At 53.2% G+C, this 16357-nt stretch carries 17 protein-coding genes; 5 read left to right on the forward strand and 12 right to left on the reverse strand.

Annotation, left to right across the window (positions count from 1 at the left end; all coding sequences use genetic code 11):
- Nucleotides 1–3: 3 nt before the first annotated feature.
- The 5 genes from ACJJIQ_RS19905 to ftsY form a co-directional block, all read right to left on the reverse strand.
- Nucleotides 4–381, reverse strand: coding sequence for a DUF423 domain-containing protein (locus tag ACJJIQ_RS19905; RefSeq protein WP_445362831.1), 378 nt, complete (start codon nucleotides 379–381; stop codon nucleotides 4–6).
- A gap of 108 nt (nucleotides 382–489) precedes the next feature.
- Nucleotides 490–1344, reverse strand: coding sequence for an RNA polymerase sigma factor RpoH (gene rpoH, locus ACJJIQ_RS19910; protein ID WP_282930650.1), 855 nt, complete (start codon nucleotides 1342–1344; stop codon nucleotides 490–492).
- 222 nt (nucleotides 1345–1566) lie between these two features.
- Nucleotides 1567–2583: a permease-like cell division protein FtsX gene (gene ftsX / locus ACJJIQ_RS19915; RefSeq protein WP_445362832.1), complete on the reverse strand. Its 1017-nt coding sequence runs from the start codon at nucleotides 2581–2583 to the stop codon at nucleotides 1567–1569.
- Nucleotides 2564–3250: a cell division ATP-binding protein FtsE gene (gene ftsE, locus ACJJIQ_RS19920; RefSeq protein ID WP_445362833.1), complete on the reverse strand. Its 687-nt coding sequence runs from the start codon at nucleotides 3248–3250 to the stop codon at nucleotides 2564–2566. The genes ftsX and ftsE overlap by 20 nt, the downstream gene beginning before the upstream one ends.
- A gap of 36 nt (nucleotides 3251–3286) precedes the next feature.
- Nucleotides 3287–4237, reverse strand: a complete 951-nt coding sequence (gene ftsY, locus ACJJIQ_RS19925) for a signal recognition particle-docking protein FtsY (protein WP_282934620.1) — start codon at nucleotides 4235–4237, stop codon at nucleotides 3287–3289.
- A 508-nt stretch (nucleotides 4238–4745) separates the two neighbouring features.
- Here ftsY and rsmD point away from each other — a divergent pair.
- From rsmD to ggt, 3 genes are all read left to right on the forward strand, one after another.
- A complete protein-coding gene (gene rsmD / locus ACJJIQ_RS19930) occupies nucleotides 4746–5336 on the forward strand; it encodes a 16S rRNA (guanine(966)-N(2))-methyltransferase RsmD (RefSeq protein ID WP_445362834.1) in 591 nt (196 codons plus the stop codon).
- A gap of 86 nt (nucleotides 5337–5422) precedes the next feature.
- Complete coding sequence (gene coaD / locus ACJJIQ_RS19935) at nucleotides 5423–5899, forward strand: pantetheine-phosphate adenylyltransferase (protein ID WP_282930647.1); 477 nt, start codon at nucleotides 5423–5425, stop codon at nucleotides 5897–5899.
- A gap of 62 nt (nucleotides 5900–5961) precedes the next feature.
- Nucleotides 5962–7686, forward strand: a complete 1725-nt coding sequence (ggt, locus tag ACJJIQ_RS19940) for a gamma-glutamyltransferase (RefSeq protein ID WP_413663814.1) — start codon at nucleotides 5962–5964, stop codon at nucleotides 7684–7686.
- Between the two features lie 45 nt (nucleotides 7687–7731).
- Here the strand turns inward: ggt and ACJJIQ_RS19945 are convergent, their stop codons facing one another.
- The 7 genes from ACJJIQ_RS19945 to radC all read right to left on the reverse strand — a co-directional run bounded on the left by ACJJIQ_RS19945 (nucleotide 7732) and on the right by radC (nucleotide 12425).
- Nucleotides 7732–9324: an amidohydrolase gene (locus ACJJIQ_RS19945; protein ID WP_445362835.1), complete on the reverse strand. Its 1593-nt coding sequence runs from the start codon at nucleotides 9322–9324 to the stop codon at nucleotides 7732–7734.
- An 84-nt stretch (nucleotides 9325–9408) separates the two neighbouring features.
- Complete coding sequence (locus ACJJIQ_RS19950; RefSeq protein ID WP_445362836.1) at nucleotides 9409–9957, reverse strand: disulfide bond formation protein B; 549 nt, start codon at nucleotides 9955–9957, stop codon at nucleotides 9409–9411.
- An 11-nt stretch (nucleotides 9958–9968) separates the two neighbouring features.
- Nucleotides 9969–10121 carry a DUF5993 family protein gene (locus tag ACJJIQ_RS19955; RefSeq protein ID WP_282934619.1) on the reverse strand — a complete coding sequence of 51 codons (153 nt, stop codon included), beginning with the start codon at nucleotides 10119–10121 and terminating at the stop codon, nucleotides 9969–9971.
- 71 nt (nucleotides 10122–10192) lie between these two features.
- Nucleotides 10193–11008, reverse strand: a complete 816-nt coding sequence (mutM, locus tag ACJJIQ_RS19960) for a bifunctional DNA-formamidopyrimidine glycosylase/DNA-(apurinic or apyrimidinic site) lyase (protein ID WP_445362837.1) — start codon at nucleotides 11006–11008, stop codon at nucleotides 10193–10195.
- 98 nt (nucleotides 11009–11106) lie between these two features.
- A complete protein-coding gene (gene rpmG, locus ACJJIQ_RS19965) occupies nucleotides 11107–11262 on the reverse strand; it encodes a 50S ribosomal protein L33 (RefSeq protein ID WP_020413983.1) in 156 nt (51 codons plus the stop codon).
- Between the two features lie 36 nt (nucleotides 11263–11298).
- Nucleotides 11299–11535, reverse strand: coding sequence for a 50S ribosomal protein L28 (gene rpmB / locus ACJJIQ_RS19970; protein ID WP_020413982.1), 237 nt, complete (start codon nucleotides 11533–11535; stop codon nucleotides 11299–11301).
- Nucleotides 11536–11750: 215 nt separating this feature from the next.
- A complete protein-coding gene (gene radC / locus ACJJIQ_RS19975; protein ID WP_445362838.1) occupies nucleotides 11751–12425 on the reverse strand; it encodes a RadC family protein in 675 nt (224 codons plus the stop codon).
- Nucleotides 12426–12573: 148 nt separating this feature from the next.
- Between radC and coaBC the strand changes: the two genes are divergently transcribed.
- Both coaBC and ACJJIQ_RS19985 read left to right on the forward strand, forming a co-directional pair.
- Nucleotides 12574–13779, forward strand: coding sequence for a bifunctional phosphopantothenoylcysteine decarboxylase/phosphopantothenate--cysteine ligase CoaBC (gene coaBC / locus ACJJIQ_RS19980; protein WP_445364834.1), 1206 nt, complete (start codon nucleotides 12574–12576; stop codon nucleotides 13777–13779).
- Nucleotides 13780–13844: 65 nt separating this feature from the next.
- A complete protein-coding gene (locus ACJJIQ_RS19985) occupies nucleotides 13845–16220 on the forward strand; it encodes a phosphomannomutase/phosphoglucomutase (RefSeq protein WP_445362839.1) in 2376 nt (791 codons plus the stop codon).
- Nucleotides 16221–16357 lie beyond the last annotated feature (137 nt).

Raw genomic sequence — 16357 nt, forward strand, 5'->3', positions numbered from 1 at the left:
TGGCTACTTAGAGAAATTAAATGCGGCAAAAAACAGGACTACCCAGCCTGCTATCATCATCAGCCCGCCGAGAGGGGTGATTGGACCTAGCCATCGGGGACCTCCCAGTGCCAGGGCATAGAGACTGCCGGAGAAGAAGATAATACCGAAAGCAAAAAGAGCGCCGCTCAGGGTCAGCGATAAACGGTTTCCCCAGTTTTGCATTAGTAGCACCACACCAAACAGCGCCAAGGCGTGGATCATCTGGTACTGGACTCCGGTTTTATAGGCCTCTAGCAGGTTCTCTGCCACTTTACCGCGCAGGCCGTGAGCCCCAAACGCCCCCAGAGCCACACCACTAGCGCCAAAGAGTGCGCACAGCAGCAGATAGAGTTTGGCCATTACCTTCCCTTTTTGTTTTACCCAGTGGTGACAGGTATGCCTGTAACAGGCGGGACAAAAAAAACCGCGCTACTGCGCGGTTTTCTACCCGTGTACCAGAACGCCGATTTAGGCTTCCATAGCAGCACGCACTTTCTTCATGGCATTTTTTTCCAGCTGGCGAATTCGCTCAGCGGAAACACCATACTTATCAGCCAACTCATGCAATGTGGATTTCTCCTCACTGAGCCAGCGGGCCTGAATAATATCGCGGCTGCGATCATCCAGTTGTGCCATGGCACTGGCGAGGCTGGTCAAGTTGGTTTCCTGCCAGTTATCCCGCTCAAGCTGGGCGGCCGGATCAAAACTGCGGTCTTCCAGATAGTGAGCCGGTGCCTGCCAGGCGGTATCGTCATCGTCATCGACACCCGCATCAAAAGCCGCATCGTGTGCAGCCAGGCGGCCTTCCATTTCATGGACCTGGGTGACATCCACATTCAGGTCTTTGGCGACGGCCTTAGCTTCTGCATTGGTCAACCAGGCGAGTTTTTTCTTCTGACCGCGCAGGTTGAAGAATAATTTGCGCTGCGCCTTGGTGGTGGCAATTTTAACAATACGCCAGTTGCGCAGAATAAATTCGTGGATTTCAGCTTTAATCCAATGTACCGCAAAGGATACCAGGCGCACTCCCTTTTCGGGATTGAAGCGTTTGACGGCCTTCATCAAACCGACATTACCTTCCTGAATCAGGTCGGCTTCATTGAGCCCGTAGCCGGAATAAGATTTGGCGATATGCACTACAAAGCGCAGGTGTGACATGACCAGCTGGCGTGCAGCATCGAGATTTTCGCGGTAATAGAGGTCTTCTGCCAGGTGCTTTTCCTGTTCAGCGGTCAGTACGTCAAAACCACTGACGGTCTGGATATAAGCTCCCAGGTTGGCGCCCGGAGACAGCGTATGCACTGGCTGTAGGCTGGTTCCCATTCAGGTCTCTCCTGTCATTATTAGTCGGCCGATATTACCGGCCGCTGCCGGCGGATACTGTATCCGGCGACAAGCTGGACTCAGTGTAGCACTTGCACGGGCAGATAAGAAAGCCCGCCAACAACTACCGTATTCTGTTGTATTTCGCGGAGTTAGAGGGGCTTTTTACGCCTCAGGTTCCCTTTGCCAGAACACTTTACCCTTCTTGATCAGACTCACCGGTCAGAGGGGTTCTATCTTGCGAGTGTGTCGCGCTACCGCAAGCCAGGCTCCTAATAGGCCCAGCGAGGAGGCCCCCAGCGTTAATTGAAAGAAGTAACTGGCTCCCGGCCCTCTCAATTCGAAGCTGCTGCCATAACTTGATGACAGACTCTCAACTGGCCCAGACAACATAGCCACACCACCTGCAAGCAACAGCCACGCCACCAGCCCGCCAAATAGTCCATAGCAAATGCCACTGTAAAGGAACGGCCGTCGCACAAACGCGTTAGTGCCGCCGACAAGCTTTACTACCAGGATCTCCTCCCGGCGACTTTCGATATGCAGCCGTATAGTATTGATCACCACCAATACCACCCCCAGCGCCAATAACAGGGCTAGACCTGCGGAGAGACGCTGTCCCAGTTCGGTGATCTGGGCGAGGCGCTGGACCCAGGCAAGATCCAAGACCACTGAATCCGTCAGTGCCTGGGCTCTCAGATTCTCCACCAAAGTCTGAAGTTTATCGCCGTCCTTCGCATCCCTTGGCCGCAGCAACAGCACTGCCGGCAAGGGGTTGGCATCCAGGCCAACCAATACATCCCCAAGCCCCGAGGCCTGTTCAAACTCTGCCAGGGCGTCTTCCGGGGAGACATAAGTTACCTCCGCGATAGCGGGATCACTGCGCAATTTGTCGGCCAGGGAATTAACCGCAGCCTGTCTCGCATCTTTGTGTAGAAAAACTGAAATTTGTGGCTGCCCATCCCAACCGGCCACCGCCCGCTGGAAATTCAACAATCCCAATTGCAATGCCGCCGGCAGGGCCAGGGCAATAGCAATCACCAGCGCCGTCATTGCACTGGCTATGGGTGCGCTAAAAAATCGACTGACGGAGTCGGCGGCCATCTCACGGTGGTGCCCCAACCAGCTATTCCATCGATCGCCCAACCCTGTTTGTGCAACAACAGCGCCGGTGCTGCGCACACGTTTGTCTGCGGCAGGGTTGGCCTGCCGTTGCGCTTTAGCTTGGGTGTACTTCACGGCTCGGAACTCCGTCGTATATCAGTTGGCCAGCCTGTAGGGTAAATACCCGTCGGCGCATCCGTGCAATCAGTTCCAAGTCGTGGCTCGCCACCAGCACCGTAACCCCCACAGCGTTAAAGTCCGCGAATAACTGCATGATTTCCTGCGAGAGTGTTGGGTCCAGGTTGCCGGTGGGCTCATCGGCAACCAGTATCGCGGGCTTGTTAACGACTGCGCGGGCAATCCCAACCCGCTGCTGCTCACCACCAGACAACATAATGGGATTTTGCTTTTCCTTGTGCAGCAAGCCGACCTTATCCAGAGCTGCGCGAACCCGACGCCCCACCTCTCGCTTATTGCAACCAGCAACAGACAAGGGCAGGGCAATATTGTCAAAAACGCTGCGGTCGAATAGCAGCTGGTGATTCTGGAAGACAATACCCAGGTTGCGGCGGTAGTAGGGGATCTGGCCATTGCGCAGGCGGTTGAGATTCTGTCCGGCGACAAGAATACTGCCCTTAGTAGGGCGCTCAATCGCGGTCAGGAGTCTCAGTAAAGTACTTTTACCCGCACCGGAGTGACCGGTGAGAAACACCATATCGCCACGGGGGATTTCCAGGCTGACTCGCACCAGGGCATCCTGCCCCGATGCGTAACGCTTGTTCACATTATCGAAAGTGATCACGGCTTCTGTTGTTCTTGTTATTTCCTAGGCGAACTATCAGGCCTTATCGCGGCCAAACAGGGCGGATACGAACTCGCGAGCGCGGAATGGCTGTAGATCTTCCGCCTGCTCACCCACACCGATAAAACGCACCGGGATGCCGAAACGACGAGCCAGGGCAAAGATAACGCCGCCTTTGGCAGTACCATCCAATTTGGTCAGCACCAAGCCAGTAACGCCGGCCGCCTCACGGAACTGAGAGGCCTGGTTAATTGCATTTTGGCCAGTGCCAGCATCCAGTACCAACAGCACCTCGTGGGGCGCGCTGGGGTCCAGTTTGCCCATCACCCGGCGCACCTTGGACAACTCCTCCATCAAGTTGGATTTGGTGTGCAGGCGCCCGGCGGTATCGGCAATTACCACATCGACGCCGCGCGCCTGGGCAGACTGAACCGCATCGAAAATAACTGACGCACTATCGGCACCGGTATGCTGCGCTACAACCGGTACATCGTGACGCTGCCCCCAAACCTGTAGCTGCTCAACGGCTGCGGCACGGAATGTATCACCAGCAGCCAACATCACTGACTTGCCTTCACCGAGGAAGCGGTGGGCCAGCTTGCCAATTGTTGTGGTTTTACCCACACCGTTTACGCCCACGACCAGGATGACGTAAGGCTTTTTGCTAATATCGATTTCCAGGGGAGCATCAACACTATCGAGTAAGTCCGCCAGCTCCTGCTGCAATGCCTTGTAAAGTGCATCGCCATCGGCCAGTTCCCGACGGGATACCCGTTCGGTCAGGCGCTCGACGATCTCGCTGGTGGCCTCAACTCCCACATCTGCCATTAACAGCTGTGTTTCAAGTTCTTCCAGCAGATCTTCATCGATCTCCTTGGCCCCGAGGAACAGGTTTCCCATCCCCTCGACAAACTGGTTGCTGGTGCGGCTGAGGCCGCGGCGAATACGCGCAAAGAAGCCCTCTTTCTTTTTGGCTTCCGGTTTCAGCTGCTCTTTGGCTCTGGGTTTTGGAGCTGGCTCGGGTTGAATCGGAGCTGGCTTCTCGGCCTCTTCTTTTATTACAGGCTCTGCTGCTGCAACCACCTGTGAGGGTTCGACAACGGCCTCCGGCTCGCCCGCCGCATCAGTATGCTGCGCCCAGCCGGCACTTTCCTCTTGGGGGGCAGAAGCTGGGGTAGTGGGTACATCGATAGGGACCTTTGCCTCCTCCAGAGCGGAAGTTTCTCCCTGGGCAGGCGACTTTTCCTCTATGTCTGAGGGCGTTTTGTCCAGCGCTGAGGGCTCTTGCTCTAGCGCTGAAGGCTCTGGGCTCTGCGCCGATGATTCCTCTTCAGACGCAGCAGTGACCTCCGCCTGGGATTGCTGGGGCTCACTTTGTTCGGGCTTGCGCTTCTTCTTTTTGCGCAGGAAGTCAAAAATCATTCGTATGTCCGGATGTACCGCTTGCAGAAAGACGCTAATCTTAGCATCGCTAAGCCCCCAGTAGAGAGTTACCTTGGCCAGAAGTTCATCCCGAAAGCAAAGCCCGCAAAACCTTTCACAGTTGCGCATCATTGGCGGACAGTGGCGCGGGCGAAAATTACAGTTTGCCCCAGTGGAGGGCTTGAGACCTACCGGCGACCGACTGCGGGAGGTTCTGTTTAACTGGCTACAGTTCTACCTGCCCGACGCCCGCTGCCTGGACCTCTTTGCCGGTTCAGGAGCCCTGGGTCTGGAGGCGCTATCCCGAGGCGCCGGCTCCGTAGATTTTGTCGAGCTGAATACTCGCGCTGCGCGAACCCTGGCGGAACAGTTAAAACAGTTAAACGCCCGGGAAGCCAAAGTCCATAACTGTAGTGCGGAAGAGTTCCTCGGAAGTAATGGAAGCAAATACGACCTCGTATTTATCGATCCCCCTTTTGCTGACAATCTTTGGCAGGCAACTCTAGGCGCCCTGTCCGGCCACCTTTCGCAGGATGCATTAATCTATGTGGAAACACAGCGAGACACAGCGGTTGCATCAATACCTGGCTGGGAACAGGAAAAAGAAAAACGTGCGGGACAAGTGTGTATGCGCTTGTTTCGCCGCACCGGCCCATCGGTTTAGGGAAGAATAAAAAGATTCGGTTTTGACCTTAGCCGTAAATTGTTTACCATTCGCATCCCATTCGGCCCGCATTTAAGCCCTGGCGTATGAAAAAAGTCGTCTATCCCGGAACCTTCGATCCCATCACCAATGGTCACTTGGACTTGGTGGAGCGCGCATGCCGCTTGTTTGACCACGTTATCGTGGCTGTGGCTGCCAGCAATCGCAAAAACCCCCTGTTCACCTTAGAGGAGCGGGTAGAACTTTCACAAAAAGTTCTCGGTCACCTGCCCAATGTCGAAGTCATTGGGTTCGATATCCTGCTCGCCGACCTGGTGCGCCAGGTAGATGCGTATGGCGTACTGCGCGGTCTGCGCGCGGTGTCCGACTTTGAATACGAGTTCCAGCTGGCCAATATGAACCGCCAGTTAGCGCCCAATATGGAAAGCTTGTTCCTGACACCGGCAGAACATTTGTCCTACATTTCATCCTCTTTAGTACGTGAAATTGCCTCCCTGGGCGGCGATGTCACCAAGTTTGTTCCGGCTGCTGTACAAAGCGCGCTGGAAGAGAAATTTCGTTAAGCCGAAATCTGGCTATTTCTGATACACTCGAGCGGATTTATCCACAATCCGCGGAGTGTTACGTGCGCAACTTTCTCGCCGCTTTTGCACTGGTTCTGAGTCCCGCTTTCGCTTTTGCCGATGAACCACAACCGGAGTTTGATACCGGTCGCACAGCCGTTAAGTCCTCAACGGCCAACTTCTATATGGCAGTCACTGCCAACCCCCATGCCAGCCGGGCTGCCGAGCAGATTCTCGCCCGGGGCGGCAGCGCTGTGGACGCCGCCATTGCCGCTCAGATGGTATTGGGATTGGTAGAACCACAATCCTCCGGGATTGGTGGCGGGGCATTTATGCTCAGCTATGACGCTGCGGCAAAGAAGCTCAAGTACTACGACGGGCGCGAGACAGCCCCCTCTCAGGTAGACGAAAATTACTTTATCCGCGACAACAAGCCGCGTTCATTTTTTGAGTCTGTAATCGGCGGCTACTCGGTCGGCGTTCCCGGTGTTGTGCGAATGCTGGAAATGGCTCACGAGCGCGATGGCAAGTTACCCTGGGAGCAGTTATTTCAGCCGGCCATACACCTGGCCAAATCCGGCTTTCAGATCTCACCGCGCCTTCACCAGCTGTTACTGCGCATGCCGAAGGTGGCTGCTCGACCGGAAATTGCCAGCTACTTCTTCAACAGTGATGGCAAGCCCCTGCCGGTGGGTCACAACTTGAAGAACCCGGCCTACGCGGAAACCCTGGAGGCAATTGCCCAGGGCGGTGCGGATGCCTTCTATCACGGCGACATTGCCAAGGCTATCGTCAAAGCTGTGCGCTATGACAGTGCCAACCCAGGGCTCCTGAGCCTCGAAGATATGGTTAGCTACCGAGCCAAGGAGCGCCAGCCCCTGTGTTCGGAGTTTCTCGAATATCGTGTGTGCGGTGCGGATGCCCCGTCGTCCGGAGGTACCACAGTAGGCGGCATCCTGGGCATGCTGCAACAATTCCCTCTGGAGCGCTTCGAGCCTGGCAGTGATCTGCTCACCCACTTATTTATCGAAGCTTCGGAACTGGCATTTGCCGATCGCAACACCTACTCCGGTGATTCCGACTTTGTCCAAGTACCCAGTAAATCACTGGTGTCCAGGGATTATTTGGCTCGCCGCGCGCAGTTAATCGACCCGGACTCCGCCACAGCTGCGACTCCGGGTACCCCAGCCGAACTCGGGGTGAAGCGGGTGATGGCCCAGTCGCCAGAGTTGCCCAACACCAGTCATTTAGTGATTGTCGACCGCTACGGTAATGGTGTCAGTATGACGACCAGTATTGAAACCGGCTTCGGGTCGCGCCTGATGGTGAAGGGCTTCCTGCTCAACAACCAGCTCACCGATTTTTCCTTCACTCCAAAAAACAGTAGTGGGGAGCGGGTGGCCAACCGCATTCAAGCGCGCAAGAGACCGCGCTCTTCCATGTCCCCCACCATCGTTTTCAACAAAGATGGCAGCATGCGCCTTCTGGTGGGTTCCCCCGGCGGTTCACGAATTATTGACTACACCGCGCGCACCATTCTCTACCATCTGGGCTTGAATATGCCGATTGCCGAAGCGATTTCTGCGGGAAATATCGGCGCTATCGGTAAGAGGGTCGAATTGGAGCCCGGCTTTTTCAGCCCCGATACTATCGAGAAACTCGAAGCCCGTGGACACGAGGTTGTCGAAAGGGGCCTCAACAGTGGTATCCATGCCATCGCTTTGCAAAATAACAAGCTGTACGGGGGAGCCGACCCCCGCCGCGAGGGCAGCGCCCAAGGGCGTTAACTTTGATCAGCCGAGGGGCGCACTTCCCCTCGGTTTTTTCTCTCCTTAGCGCCTGCGGTCATAGACTTTCTGACCTTTGTAATAAGTCTGTATCACCTGGACATTACCAATATCTCGCTGCGGAATTAAAAACAGGTTTTTGTCCAAAACAATAAAGTCCGCCCACTTTCCCACCTCCAAACTACCGGTATCCTGCTCCAGGTGATTCGTAACAGCACCGGTAAAAGTGAACATTTCAATCATTGTCTCCAATGATATCTGGTTACTGACTCCAGCATGGATGTTCTGGATTGGTGACACCTCTCTCCCGGCAACATATCCCGAGTCCATAACCACGGCTATATGACGAGGCTCTGTATTAGATTTTCGACTTTCAGTTAAGTAACTTTTATCATCTGGAGAAACTTTTGAGCGCGCTGCTACTGACAGCAATAAAATCGGTTTTTCCTTATCAGCTGACAATACACTCCCAGCATTATCCGAACTGATATTAAGCAGGGTGTTACGCAATCCCAACTCCCTGCCACCATCCAGAGATATCTGTATAAGTTTTTGTAGAGCTGCCAACTCTTTATTACTCTTAGCATCCAGGTAAAACTGGAAATTATGTGAATTAGCACGAGCAATTATCTTGGAAATAAGTTCACTCGACAGGCCTGAATCACGTTGATCACCTAAACCTACCTTGTCAGCTTTCAGGCTAACCGAATTGATCTTGAAATCATCGTCGGAATATTTTTCTGCAACCTTCTGCAATTCTCTAAGTTTTTTACCAGTGACATCCATCGCTATTTCAAAGGATGCTCGGATACGCAAACTTAATTTCTCTGACGATAGTGGGCGATCGAAAGCGCTGAGATATTTATTTAAATCATTGAGCGGCATTACAGCCTGAAAAAAAGTAGTTACGCCTCTCTTGGCCGCAATATTCTTAATCTCTGAAAAACTTCGAGTTGGTTTTTCACCCTCATTATTTACGGGTATCAGACGGGAAAAAACCTCCACCGCTTCACGACCATGAAAAATACCGATGGGAAGACCATCTTCATCTTTTTCGATTCTACCACCCTCAGAAAAATTAGACTCCATATCAATGCCAGCTGCGGCAATACCTTCAGAGTTAGTCCATACACTGGCGCCATCTTCTGAGAAAAGAATAATGGGGATCAAATCATTTATTTGATCCAATATTGCTTTATGTGGTCTGTGTGGTGCAAAAATGACATGACGCCAGCCGCTGCCAACGACAAGCTGCTTCTCGGGGTTGGCCTGAATAAATTTACGAACGCTATTCTCATACCCCTCTACAGTTTTATATGTGGATAAATCCAAACTGTCACTGATACCAACATCAGGTATTTGCTGAATAAAACCGGGCAATACCATTTTTCCACTGAGATCAGTGACCTTTGTTCCCTCTCCTACAAGGGCTTCTGCCCCCCGATCTGTACCCACATAAACAATGCGCCCATCGCGGATAGCCATTGCCGAGGCAACACTGCGGGCCGGGTCGACGGTATAGATATACGCATTCCTTAAAACGTGCTGGGCGGTTTCAACACTGGTGGCCGGCGAGGGGGATTCAGCTCGTTCACAAGCAATTAACAATAGTGAAATGAGCAGGCAGGCCAGGCGCATAGGGACTCCTCACAGTTTTCCGCAATTCCCCGGGACTCGGGTCTTATCAGGAAAAGTGTAGAAAGCTCGGACACATTTGTGTGCCTAACCTCGAGACCACAACCAGTGATACCCAAATGACCCACTGGTGCAGGGACCCAGACCGCACTCGAGGAGAACCGCGACTAAATTGGCCAACACGACAATGAAGAACGAGATGGCAATGCACTTTTCAATCAAAGTAAACTCTCTCGTGGCAAAACTTCGCCGCTTAAAGCCAAACATTAATGCAACGCCACAGTAGATCAGTAAGACAAAGAAAATCAGCGCAGACCAAGTGTATAAATGTAAGCCAAATACTGGGCTGCCAAACCCAGGATCGCCAGGGGTGATATGCAGCAATACCTGCCTGACAGCAGCAGCCAGACCGGCCAGACACGAAAGAATAACAACGCCGTAATGCTCTGCACGAATACTAAAGCGCAGGTTCAACATCAATCCCATGCCAATCATGGCAAAGGCAACACGTTGTAAGAGACAGAGAGGGCAGGGGTGTTGGTGAGATGCCAACTCCATGATCAAGGCAATCCATAGGATTATGCTTACCGCTAACAGCGCCAAGCTATCCAGCCTTCTGACCATAAACACCATCATGGGCACGGTCCCTAGAAAGACAGCGACAGTGCTCGCGTCATATGATATCCACACCACATAATGAAGATCAGCAAGGTCAACAACCACCAGCCCATTGCAGAGCGGCGACGACCATTCCAAACGGCCCAAATCGACAGGGTGACCGTAAGAAAAGGCAATATCATGACCACTAAGCAGCTCCTTATCGGCAATACGATGATATTAGTATTGTCTAAAGCTGCCAGAAGGATGCGATTTAACGTTGGCAGCTAGAGCAGAAAAAGGTATTTCTCTGGCCCAAAACCATATCTTTGACTGCTCGGCCACAAGCGGGACAGGACTCACCCGCACGGCCATAAACATTTAGCTGTTGGGCGAAATAGCCAGGTTTTCCATCGCCGCCAATAAAGTCCCGCAAGGTAGTCCCACCTTGGGCGATTGCCTGACTGAGAACCTGCTTTATGGACTCAGCCAAGCGCTGGTATCGGGCTTTGGAAATAGAACCGGCCTGTCGATCTGGGCGAATGCCCGCCAGGAAAAGAGATTCACTGGCGTAAATATTACCCACCCCCACAACGATACGGCCATCCATGACGAAGGTTTTGACAGACTGCTTACGCTTGCGCGAAGTCTCGAACAGATAGTCACCACTAAATTCTTCCGAGAGAGGCTCTGGGCCCAAATGGCTGAGTAAGTCGTGGGCCAGTGGGTCCGCCACTGTCCACAGTAGGGCACCAAAACGGCGCGGGTCGCGGTAACGCAGTGTGAGACCACTATCCAGGCGCCAGTCGATATGATCATGCTTTTCCGGTGCCTGTGCAGCCTCGACCATTCGCAGGCTGCCAGACATCCCCAGGTGCCAGATAGCGCAGCCTTTATCGGTGTGCACCAGCAGGTACTTGGCCCGGCGCTCCAACTTCAGTATCCGGGCATTGCGGACACGGCGCTCAAAGTCTGCTTCCACGGGCCAGCGCAACTGGTGCTGGCGCACTTTTGCGGAGCGAATTTTATGCCCCTCCAGGTGAGGTTGCAGGCCTCTGAGAGTGGTTTCTACTTCTGGGAGCTCTGGCATCTTCTGGAGTTACCCTGTGTAAACTGGCTGCTCAATTTCCAATACGCACAAAAAAGCCCGGTTAGAACCGGGCTTTTTTGTACAGTAGCGGTAGGCAATTATTTAATTTTGCCTTCCTTGTACATTACATGCTTGCGTACAACGGGATCGTACTTTTTGATCTCCATTTTCTCAGGCATGTTGCGCTTGTTTTTGGTAGTGGTGTAGAAATGGCCAGTACCGGCGCTGGAATTCAGACGAATCTTCTCACGCATTGCTCTATCTCCAATCTATTAGCTGGGCTACAGCCGTTACACTTTTTCGCCGCGGGCGCGCAGCTCAGTCAGAACAGCGTCGATACCTTTCTTATCGATAACGCGCATGCCTTTCGCGGAAACACGCAGCTTCACAAAACGCTTCTCGGATTCAACCCAGAAACGGTGGCTGTGCAGGTTCGGCACAAAGCGACGCTTGGTGCGGTTCTTAGCGTGGGATACATTGTTTCCGGTGACCGGACGCTTACCGGTTACCTGACATACCTTGGACATCTGTTGGCCTCTTCAAAACGCTTGTGCCCGCATGGCGCCAATCCTGAAGAGGAAAAGGTAGTGCGGGAACATAAAAATCGGGATTCTAATCCGGTTCCTGGATGGCGGCGGAACCTGTGCAGAATCTGGCCCGGCCGCAAAGAGCGGCGTTTTATACCAAAAGAGCCCGTAGGGAGCAAGTTTTGTACAACATTTCAACGCCGGGAACGACACCTTTACATCAATCCCTGCTCTGCAAAGGATAGCGCCTTGCCCTCACCGACGATCAAATGGTCCAGAACCTTAATATCCACCAGCTCTAGTGCCTGGGTCAAACGCTCGGTAATCCAGATATCTGCCTGGCTGGGCTCACTGACACCAGACGGGTGGTTGTGCGCCAAAATAACCGCCGCAGCTCCCTTCAGCAGCGCTTGCTGTACTACTTCGCGCGGGTAGACATTCGCCGCATTCAGAGTCCCCTCGAACAACTCCTCAAAAGCGATTACCCTGTGTTGATTATCCAGGTAGAGGCAGCAGAACACTTCCCTGCGCCGGTGCCTGAGCTGGATTGCCAGGTAATCCCTGACCGCTCCGGGACTGCACAGTGCGCTGCCGTGCTGTATGGTTTCCGCCAAGTGCCGCTTGGCCATTTCCAGCGCCGCTTGCAACTGTGCAAACTTGGCGTCGCCGAGCCCTCGCGCGCGGCAAAAGTCATCTCGCTCGGCCTCTAATAGAGGGCGCAAGCCACCAAAATCATTGAGAAGTCTCCTGGCCAGATCCACTGCTGAGAGGCCGGGTAGCCCCACGCGCAGAAAAATTGCCAACAACTCTGCATCCGACAGGGCTTCAGCCCCTTTCTCCAACAGCTTTTCCCGAGGCCTCTCACCTGCCGGCCAGTCCTTTATTTTCATTTGTAGCCCAGTTAGTCAGTGTCTTATCTATCGCACATCTACTGAACACCTCTTCCACGCTGCACCTTTGAAGCACTACTGCAGTCTTATAAGAAACGACACAGAAATGCTAATCTTACCGGCTCGCACCAAATCGGAAACAGCATTTATGTCCTCTCTGGCCGACAAACGCATACTTTTAGGTATCAGCGGTGGAATTGCCGCCTATAAGAGTGCCGACCTGGTTCGCCGGCTCAAAGAGCGCGGTGCCGATGTCCGAGTGGTAATGAGCGCCGGAGCACAGGAGTTTGTACAGCCACTGACCTTTCAGGCGCTATCCGCTAACCCGGTGCATATAGACTTGTTGGATCCCTCGGCAGAAGCCGCTATGGGTCATATCGAACTGGCGAAATGGGCTGACCTTATCCTGATTGCTCCAGCCAGTGCCCAGGTAATGGCAAAGTTGGCTGCCGGTATGGCTGATGACCTCTTAACCACCCTTTGTTTGGCCAGCGAAGCCCCCCTGGCCCTGGCACCAGCCATGAACCAAGCCATGTGGCGCCACGCAGCTACCTCAGCCAATGCTCAGACCCTAAAGGAGCGCGGAGTCATATTCTGGGGCCCAGGCGCGGGTAGCCAGGCCTGTGGCGACGTGGGCCCCGGCCGTATGCTGGAACCAGAAAACCTGGCGGAACACACTGAATCCCTGTTTCACACAAGCCACTCACTGCAGGGCCGCAAAGTAGTAATCACTGCCGGCCCTACCAGGGAAGCCATTGACCCAGTGAGATTCCTTAGCAACCACAGCTCTGGAAAAATGGGCTTCGCCCTGGCTGCGGCGGCGCAGAGTGCCGGTGCCGAAGTGACGTTGATTGCCGGCCCCGTAAATTTGGATACGCCACCAAAGGTCAATCGTATCGATGTTATCAGCGCCCAGGATATGTATGAGGCCGCCAAAAGTGCCGCCGATCACTGCGATATCTTTATCAGTGCAGCAGCCGTTGCTGATTTCCGCCCGGCCCAAGTCGCTGAGCAGAAAATCAAAAAGAAAGACGGGCAAGATGATGATGCAATTGCCCTCATCAAAAATCCCGATATTGTTGCAGCCATAGCCACGCGTACTGAGCTACGGCCTTTCACTATCGGGTTCGCCGCAGAGACAGAACAGGTTCTCGCCCACGCCCAGAGCAAGCTGCAGCGGAAAAACCTCGATATGATCATTGCCAACGATGTGAGCCAATCGGATTCGGGATTTAACAGCGATCACAACGCTGTCACTGTGATAGATGCGGGTGGTCAGAGCCGACTGGCTCCCGCATTAAAGACCGACCTAGCCCGACAGCTCATTGAACTCATCGCCTCCAAGGCTCAGTGACAACATTTACGCTCAAATCAGGGATATCTGTGGGCTCCAACAACAAAAAGAAACCAGGCGGTACCATGCAGAAAGGGTTATTTTTACCGTTATTATTAGTAGTTGTCGCTTGGCTGGGCGGTGCCTATCTGTTAATCCAGTATCTTGTAATACCCCACAATCATTCGCAGATTGAGCTAGCCGCCAAGCAAAAAACTGCCGAACTAGCTGAAGTCGTGCAGTCTTACGTCGCAGACTATTCGAAGCGCCTGCAGGCCCTTGGATCAAGGAAGCTCCCTGCAGCAACTCTGATTGAATCTACCAAACTACCTGAGCAGGTCTCCCTCCAGGCCTTTTCTTCCGAACAGGTTCGAGTGGGCTCAGGGCAAAATCCCTCCCTGAACTTTGCCTTGGTCGATCTGTTAAAGCGCAGTCAGGAAACACCTGAGCAACCGATGGAAGTACTGCGTACCGGTGTGGAAAATAGCTGGCAACTGCATAGTGTTATCACCCTGGAAAATGAACAACTACTGGCTACCCAACCCTTTTCCGTGCTGGAAAACATTTTAAAAAGTCTGGGCGGTAGTCATGGACAAGTTCAGTTAATGCAGAAGTTTCCCGATGCCCACCGACAAACACTGTGGCGCGCAGGCATAGGAAAAGGCTACAACACTGTAGAGCAACTTGAGGACAGCTATTTAAGCCTCCACTTCAGTCCCTCCCAAACCTTTGTCGAACAGCACAGTCTGCCCACATCCTGGATTTACATCGGAGCCGGTATTGGAATATTGGTGAGCCTATTCGCCCTACTGAAATTCCTACCTCGCGATTCGAGAGCCCCATGGGAAAGAAGTAAGGATGCTAGTGGCAGCGAGCTTAATAAGGCGCACCCACAAGCCTCTGATGGAGGAACTACACAGGCTTCCAATACAGATTTTCTGCCGCAGAGCTTGGCCTCAGCACCCAGTATCTCGGACTCTGATTCGGAGAACTCAGAAAGCGAAGAAAAAGAAAATAGTTCAAAGGACTTGCCAAAAAGTGACGATGACAAGCCCGAGCTGCCTCTGACCTCTGAGTATCCCCAGCATGTTTTCCGTGCCTACGATATCCGTGGAATCGCCGGGCAGGAAATCAACGAACCTTTTGCCTATCAACTAGGTAGAGCGCTCGGCACCCTGGCACAGCACGCTGGAGAACATCTCTTACTAGTTGGCCGAGATGGACGCAATAGCAGTGAGACACTTAGCCAGTGCCTGATTGAGGGAATTCTAGATAGTGGCTGCAACTCTATTAATCTCGGCCTGATTCCATCACCACTTCTCTATTACGCTTGTGCGAAAGGAAAAAATACCAGTAGCGGGGTCATTGTTACCGCAAGCCACAACCCTGCGGAATACAACGGCTTTAAGATCGTACTGAAAGGTCGCGCCCTGGCGGAAGACAAACTGCAGGGGCTCTACCAGTTGATGAAAAAAGGCCCATTCAAAAGTGGGGAAGGCGCCAATCGGGAGCAAGAAATCACCGATAAATATATCGATGAAGTTTTCAATAATGTCGCCCTCGCCGGGCAACCGCACTTGGTTATCGATGCTGGCAATGGCGCCACCTCTAACCTGGCTCCCCGCCTCTTTGAGCAGCTCGGCTGTGCAGTAACACCGATCTATTGTGAGGTGGATGGCAACTTCCCCAATCACGCACCGGACCCCTCCAGGCCAGAAAACCTCGAAGCCTTGACTGAAAAGGTTCTGGCTACAGGAGCAGATCTGGGCGTGGCCCTGGATGGTGATGGTGATCGTGTTACCCTAATTTCAAGCAGCGGCCGTATCGCTTGGGCAGACCAACTGGTTATGTTGCTGGCAAGGGATATCCTTGCGCGCAATCCGGGAGAAAATATTGTCTTCGACGTTAAGAGCAGTCGCAGTTTATCCCAGCTAATCAGCCAGTATGGGGGCCGCCCCATTATGTGGAAGACCGGACACTCTCCGATGAAAGCCAAGATGTTGGAGACCAAAGCCATTTTGGGCGGCGAGCTTTCCGGACATATCTTTATTAAGGACCGCTGGTTTGGTTTCGACGATGGTATCTACGCTGCTGCGCGGGTACTAGAAATTATGGCACTGCGCGAACAAAGTCTTGATGAACTCCTCGACACCTTGCCGAAAATGCACAGCACCCCTGAGATCCTGCTACCAGTAGAAGAAGCTGAGAAGTTTTCACTGATAGACCAGCTGCGCGATAAGGGGAATTTTGGCAATGCCGATATCAATACTATCGACGGCCTGCGTATAGAGTTTCCCGATGGCTGGGGGCTTGTACGTGCCTCCAATACCACTAGCGCACTAACCCTGCGCTTTGAGGCTGAAAATGAACAGGCCCTGGAGCGCATCCGTACTGAGGTGATGGGACAGCTCAGAAAGATTGCTCCCGCAATTACTGTACCCGACTGGCAGCTGCTCGATTAAGATAAAACGGCGGAATAGACTGCGCCGCCATCGGGCCACTGCCCCTATTGCTTAGAAAACAATCCACCACATTTGCTTTAAATCGTTGGCGACTCAATTCAGGACCCCAAACCTGATTCCCTTTCGCCCTGTGTAAG

The sequence above is a fragment of the Microbulbifer maximicatervae (SeqCode) genome (assembly GCF_052468295.1).

Excerpts from the sequence above, each read along its gene's own strand:
- ACJJIQ_RS19905 (WP_445362831.1), bottom strand. The coding sequence starts at position 381 with ATGGCCAAACTCTATCTGCTGCTGTGCGCACTCTTTGGCGCTAGTGGT.
- rpoH (WP_282930650.1), bottom strand. The coding sequence starts at position 1,344 with ATGGGAACCAGCCTACAGCCAGTGCATACGCTGTCTCCGGGCGCCAAC.
- coaD (WP_282930647.1), top strand. The coding sequence starts at position 5,423 with ATGAAAAAAGTCGTCTATCCCGGAACCTTCGATCCCATCACCAATGGT.
- ACJJIQ_RS19945 (WP_445362835.1), bottom strand. The coding sequence starts at position 9,324 with ATGCGCCTGGCCTGCCTGCTCATTTCACTATTGTTAATTGCTTGTGAA.
- ACJJIQ_RS19950 (WP_445362836.1), bottom strand. The coding sequence starts at position 9,957 with ATGATGGTGTTTATGGTCAGAAGGCTGGATAGCTTGGCGCTGTTAGCG.
- ACJJIQ_RS19955 (WP_282934619.1), bottom strand. The coding sequence starts at position 10,121 with ATGATATTGCCTTTTCTTACGGTCACCCTGTCGATTTGGGCCGTTTGG.
- mutM (WP_445362837.1), bottom strand. The coding sequence starts at position 11,008 with ATGCCAGAGCTCCCAGAAGTAGAAACCACTCTCAGAGGCCTGCAACCT.
- rpmG (WP_020413983.1), bottom strand. The coding sequence starts at position 11,262 with ATGCGTGAGAAGATTCGTCTGAATTCCAGCGCCGGTACTGGCCATTTC.
- rpmB (WP_020413982.1), bottom strand. The coding sequence starts at position 11,535 with ATGTCCAAGGTATGTCAGGTAACCGGTAAGCGTCCGGTCACCGGAAAC.
- radC (WP_445362838.1), bottom strand. The coding sequence starts at position 12,425 with ATGAAAATAAAGGACTGGCCGGCAGGTGAGAGGCCTCGGGAAAAGCTG.
- coaBC (WP_445364834.1), top strand. The coding sequence starts at position 12,574 with ATGTCCTCTCTGGCCGACAAACGCATACTTTTAGGTATCAGCGGTGGA.
- ACJJIQ_RS19985 (WP_445362839.1), top strand. The coding sequence starts at position 13,845 with ATGCAGAAAGGGTTATTTTTACCGTTATTATTAGTAGTTGTCGCTTGG.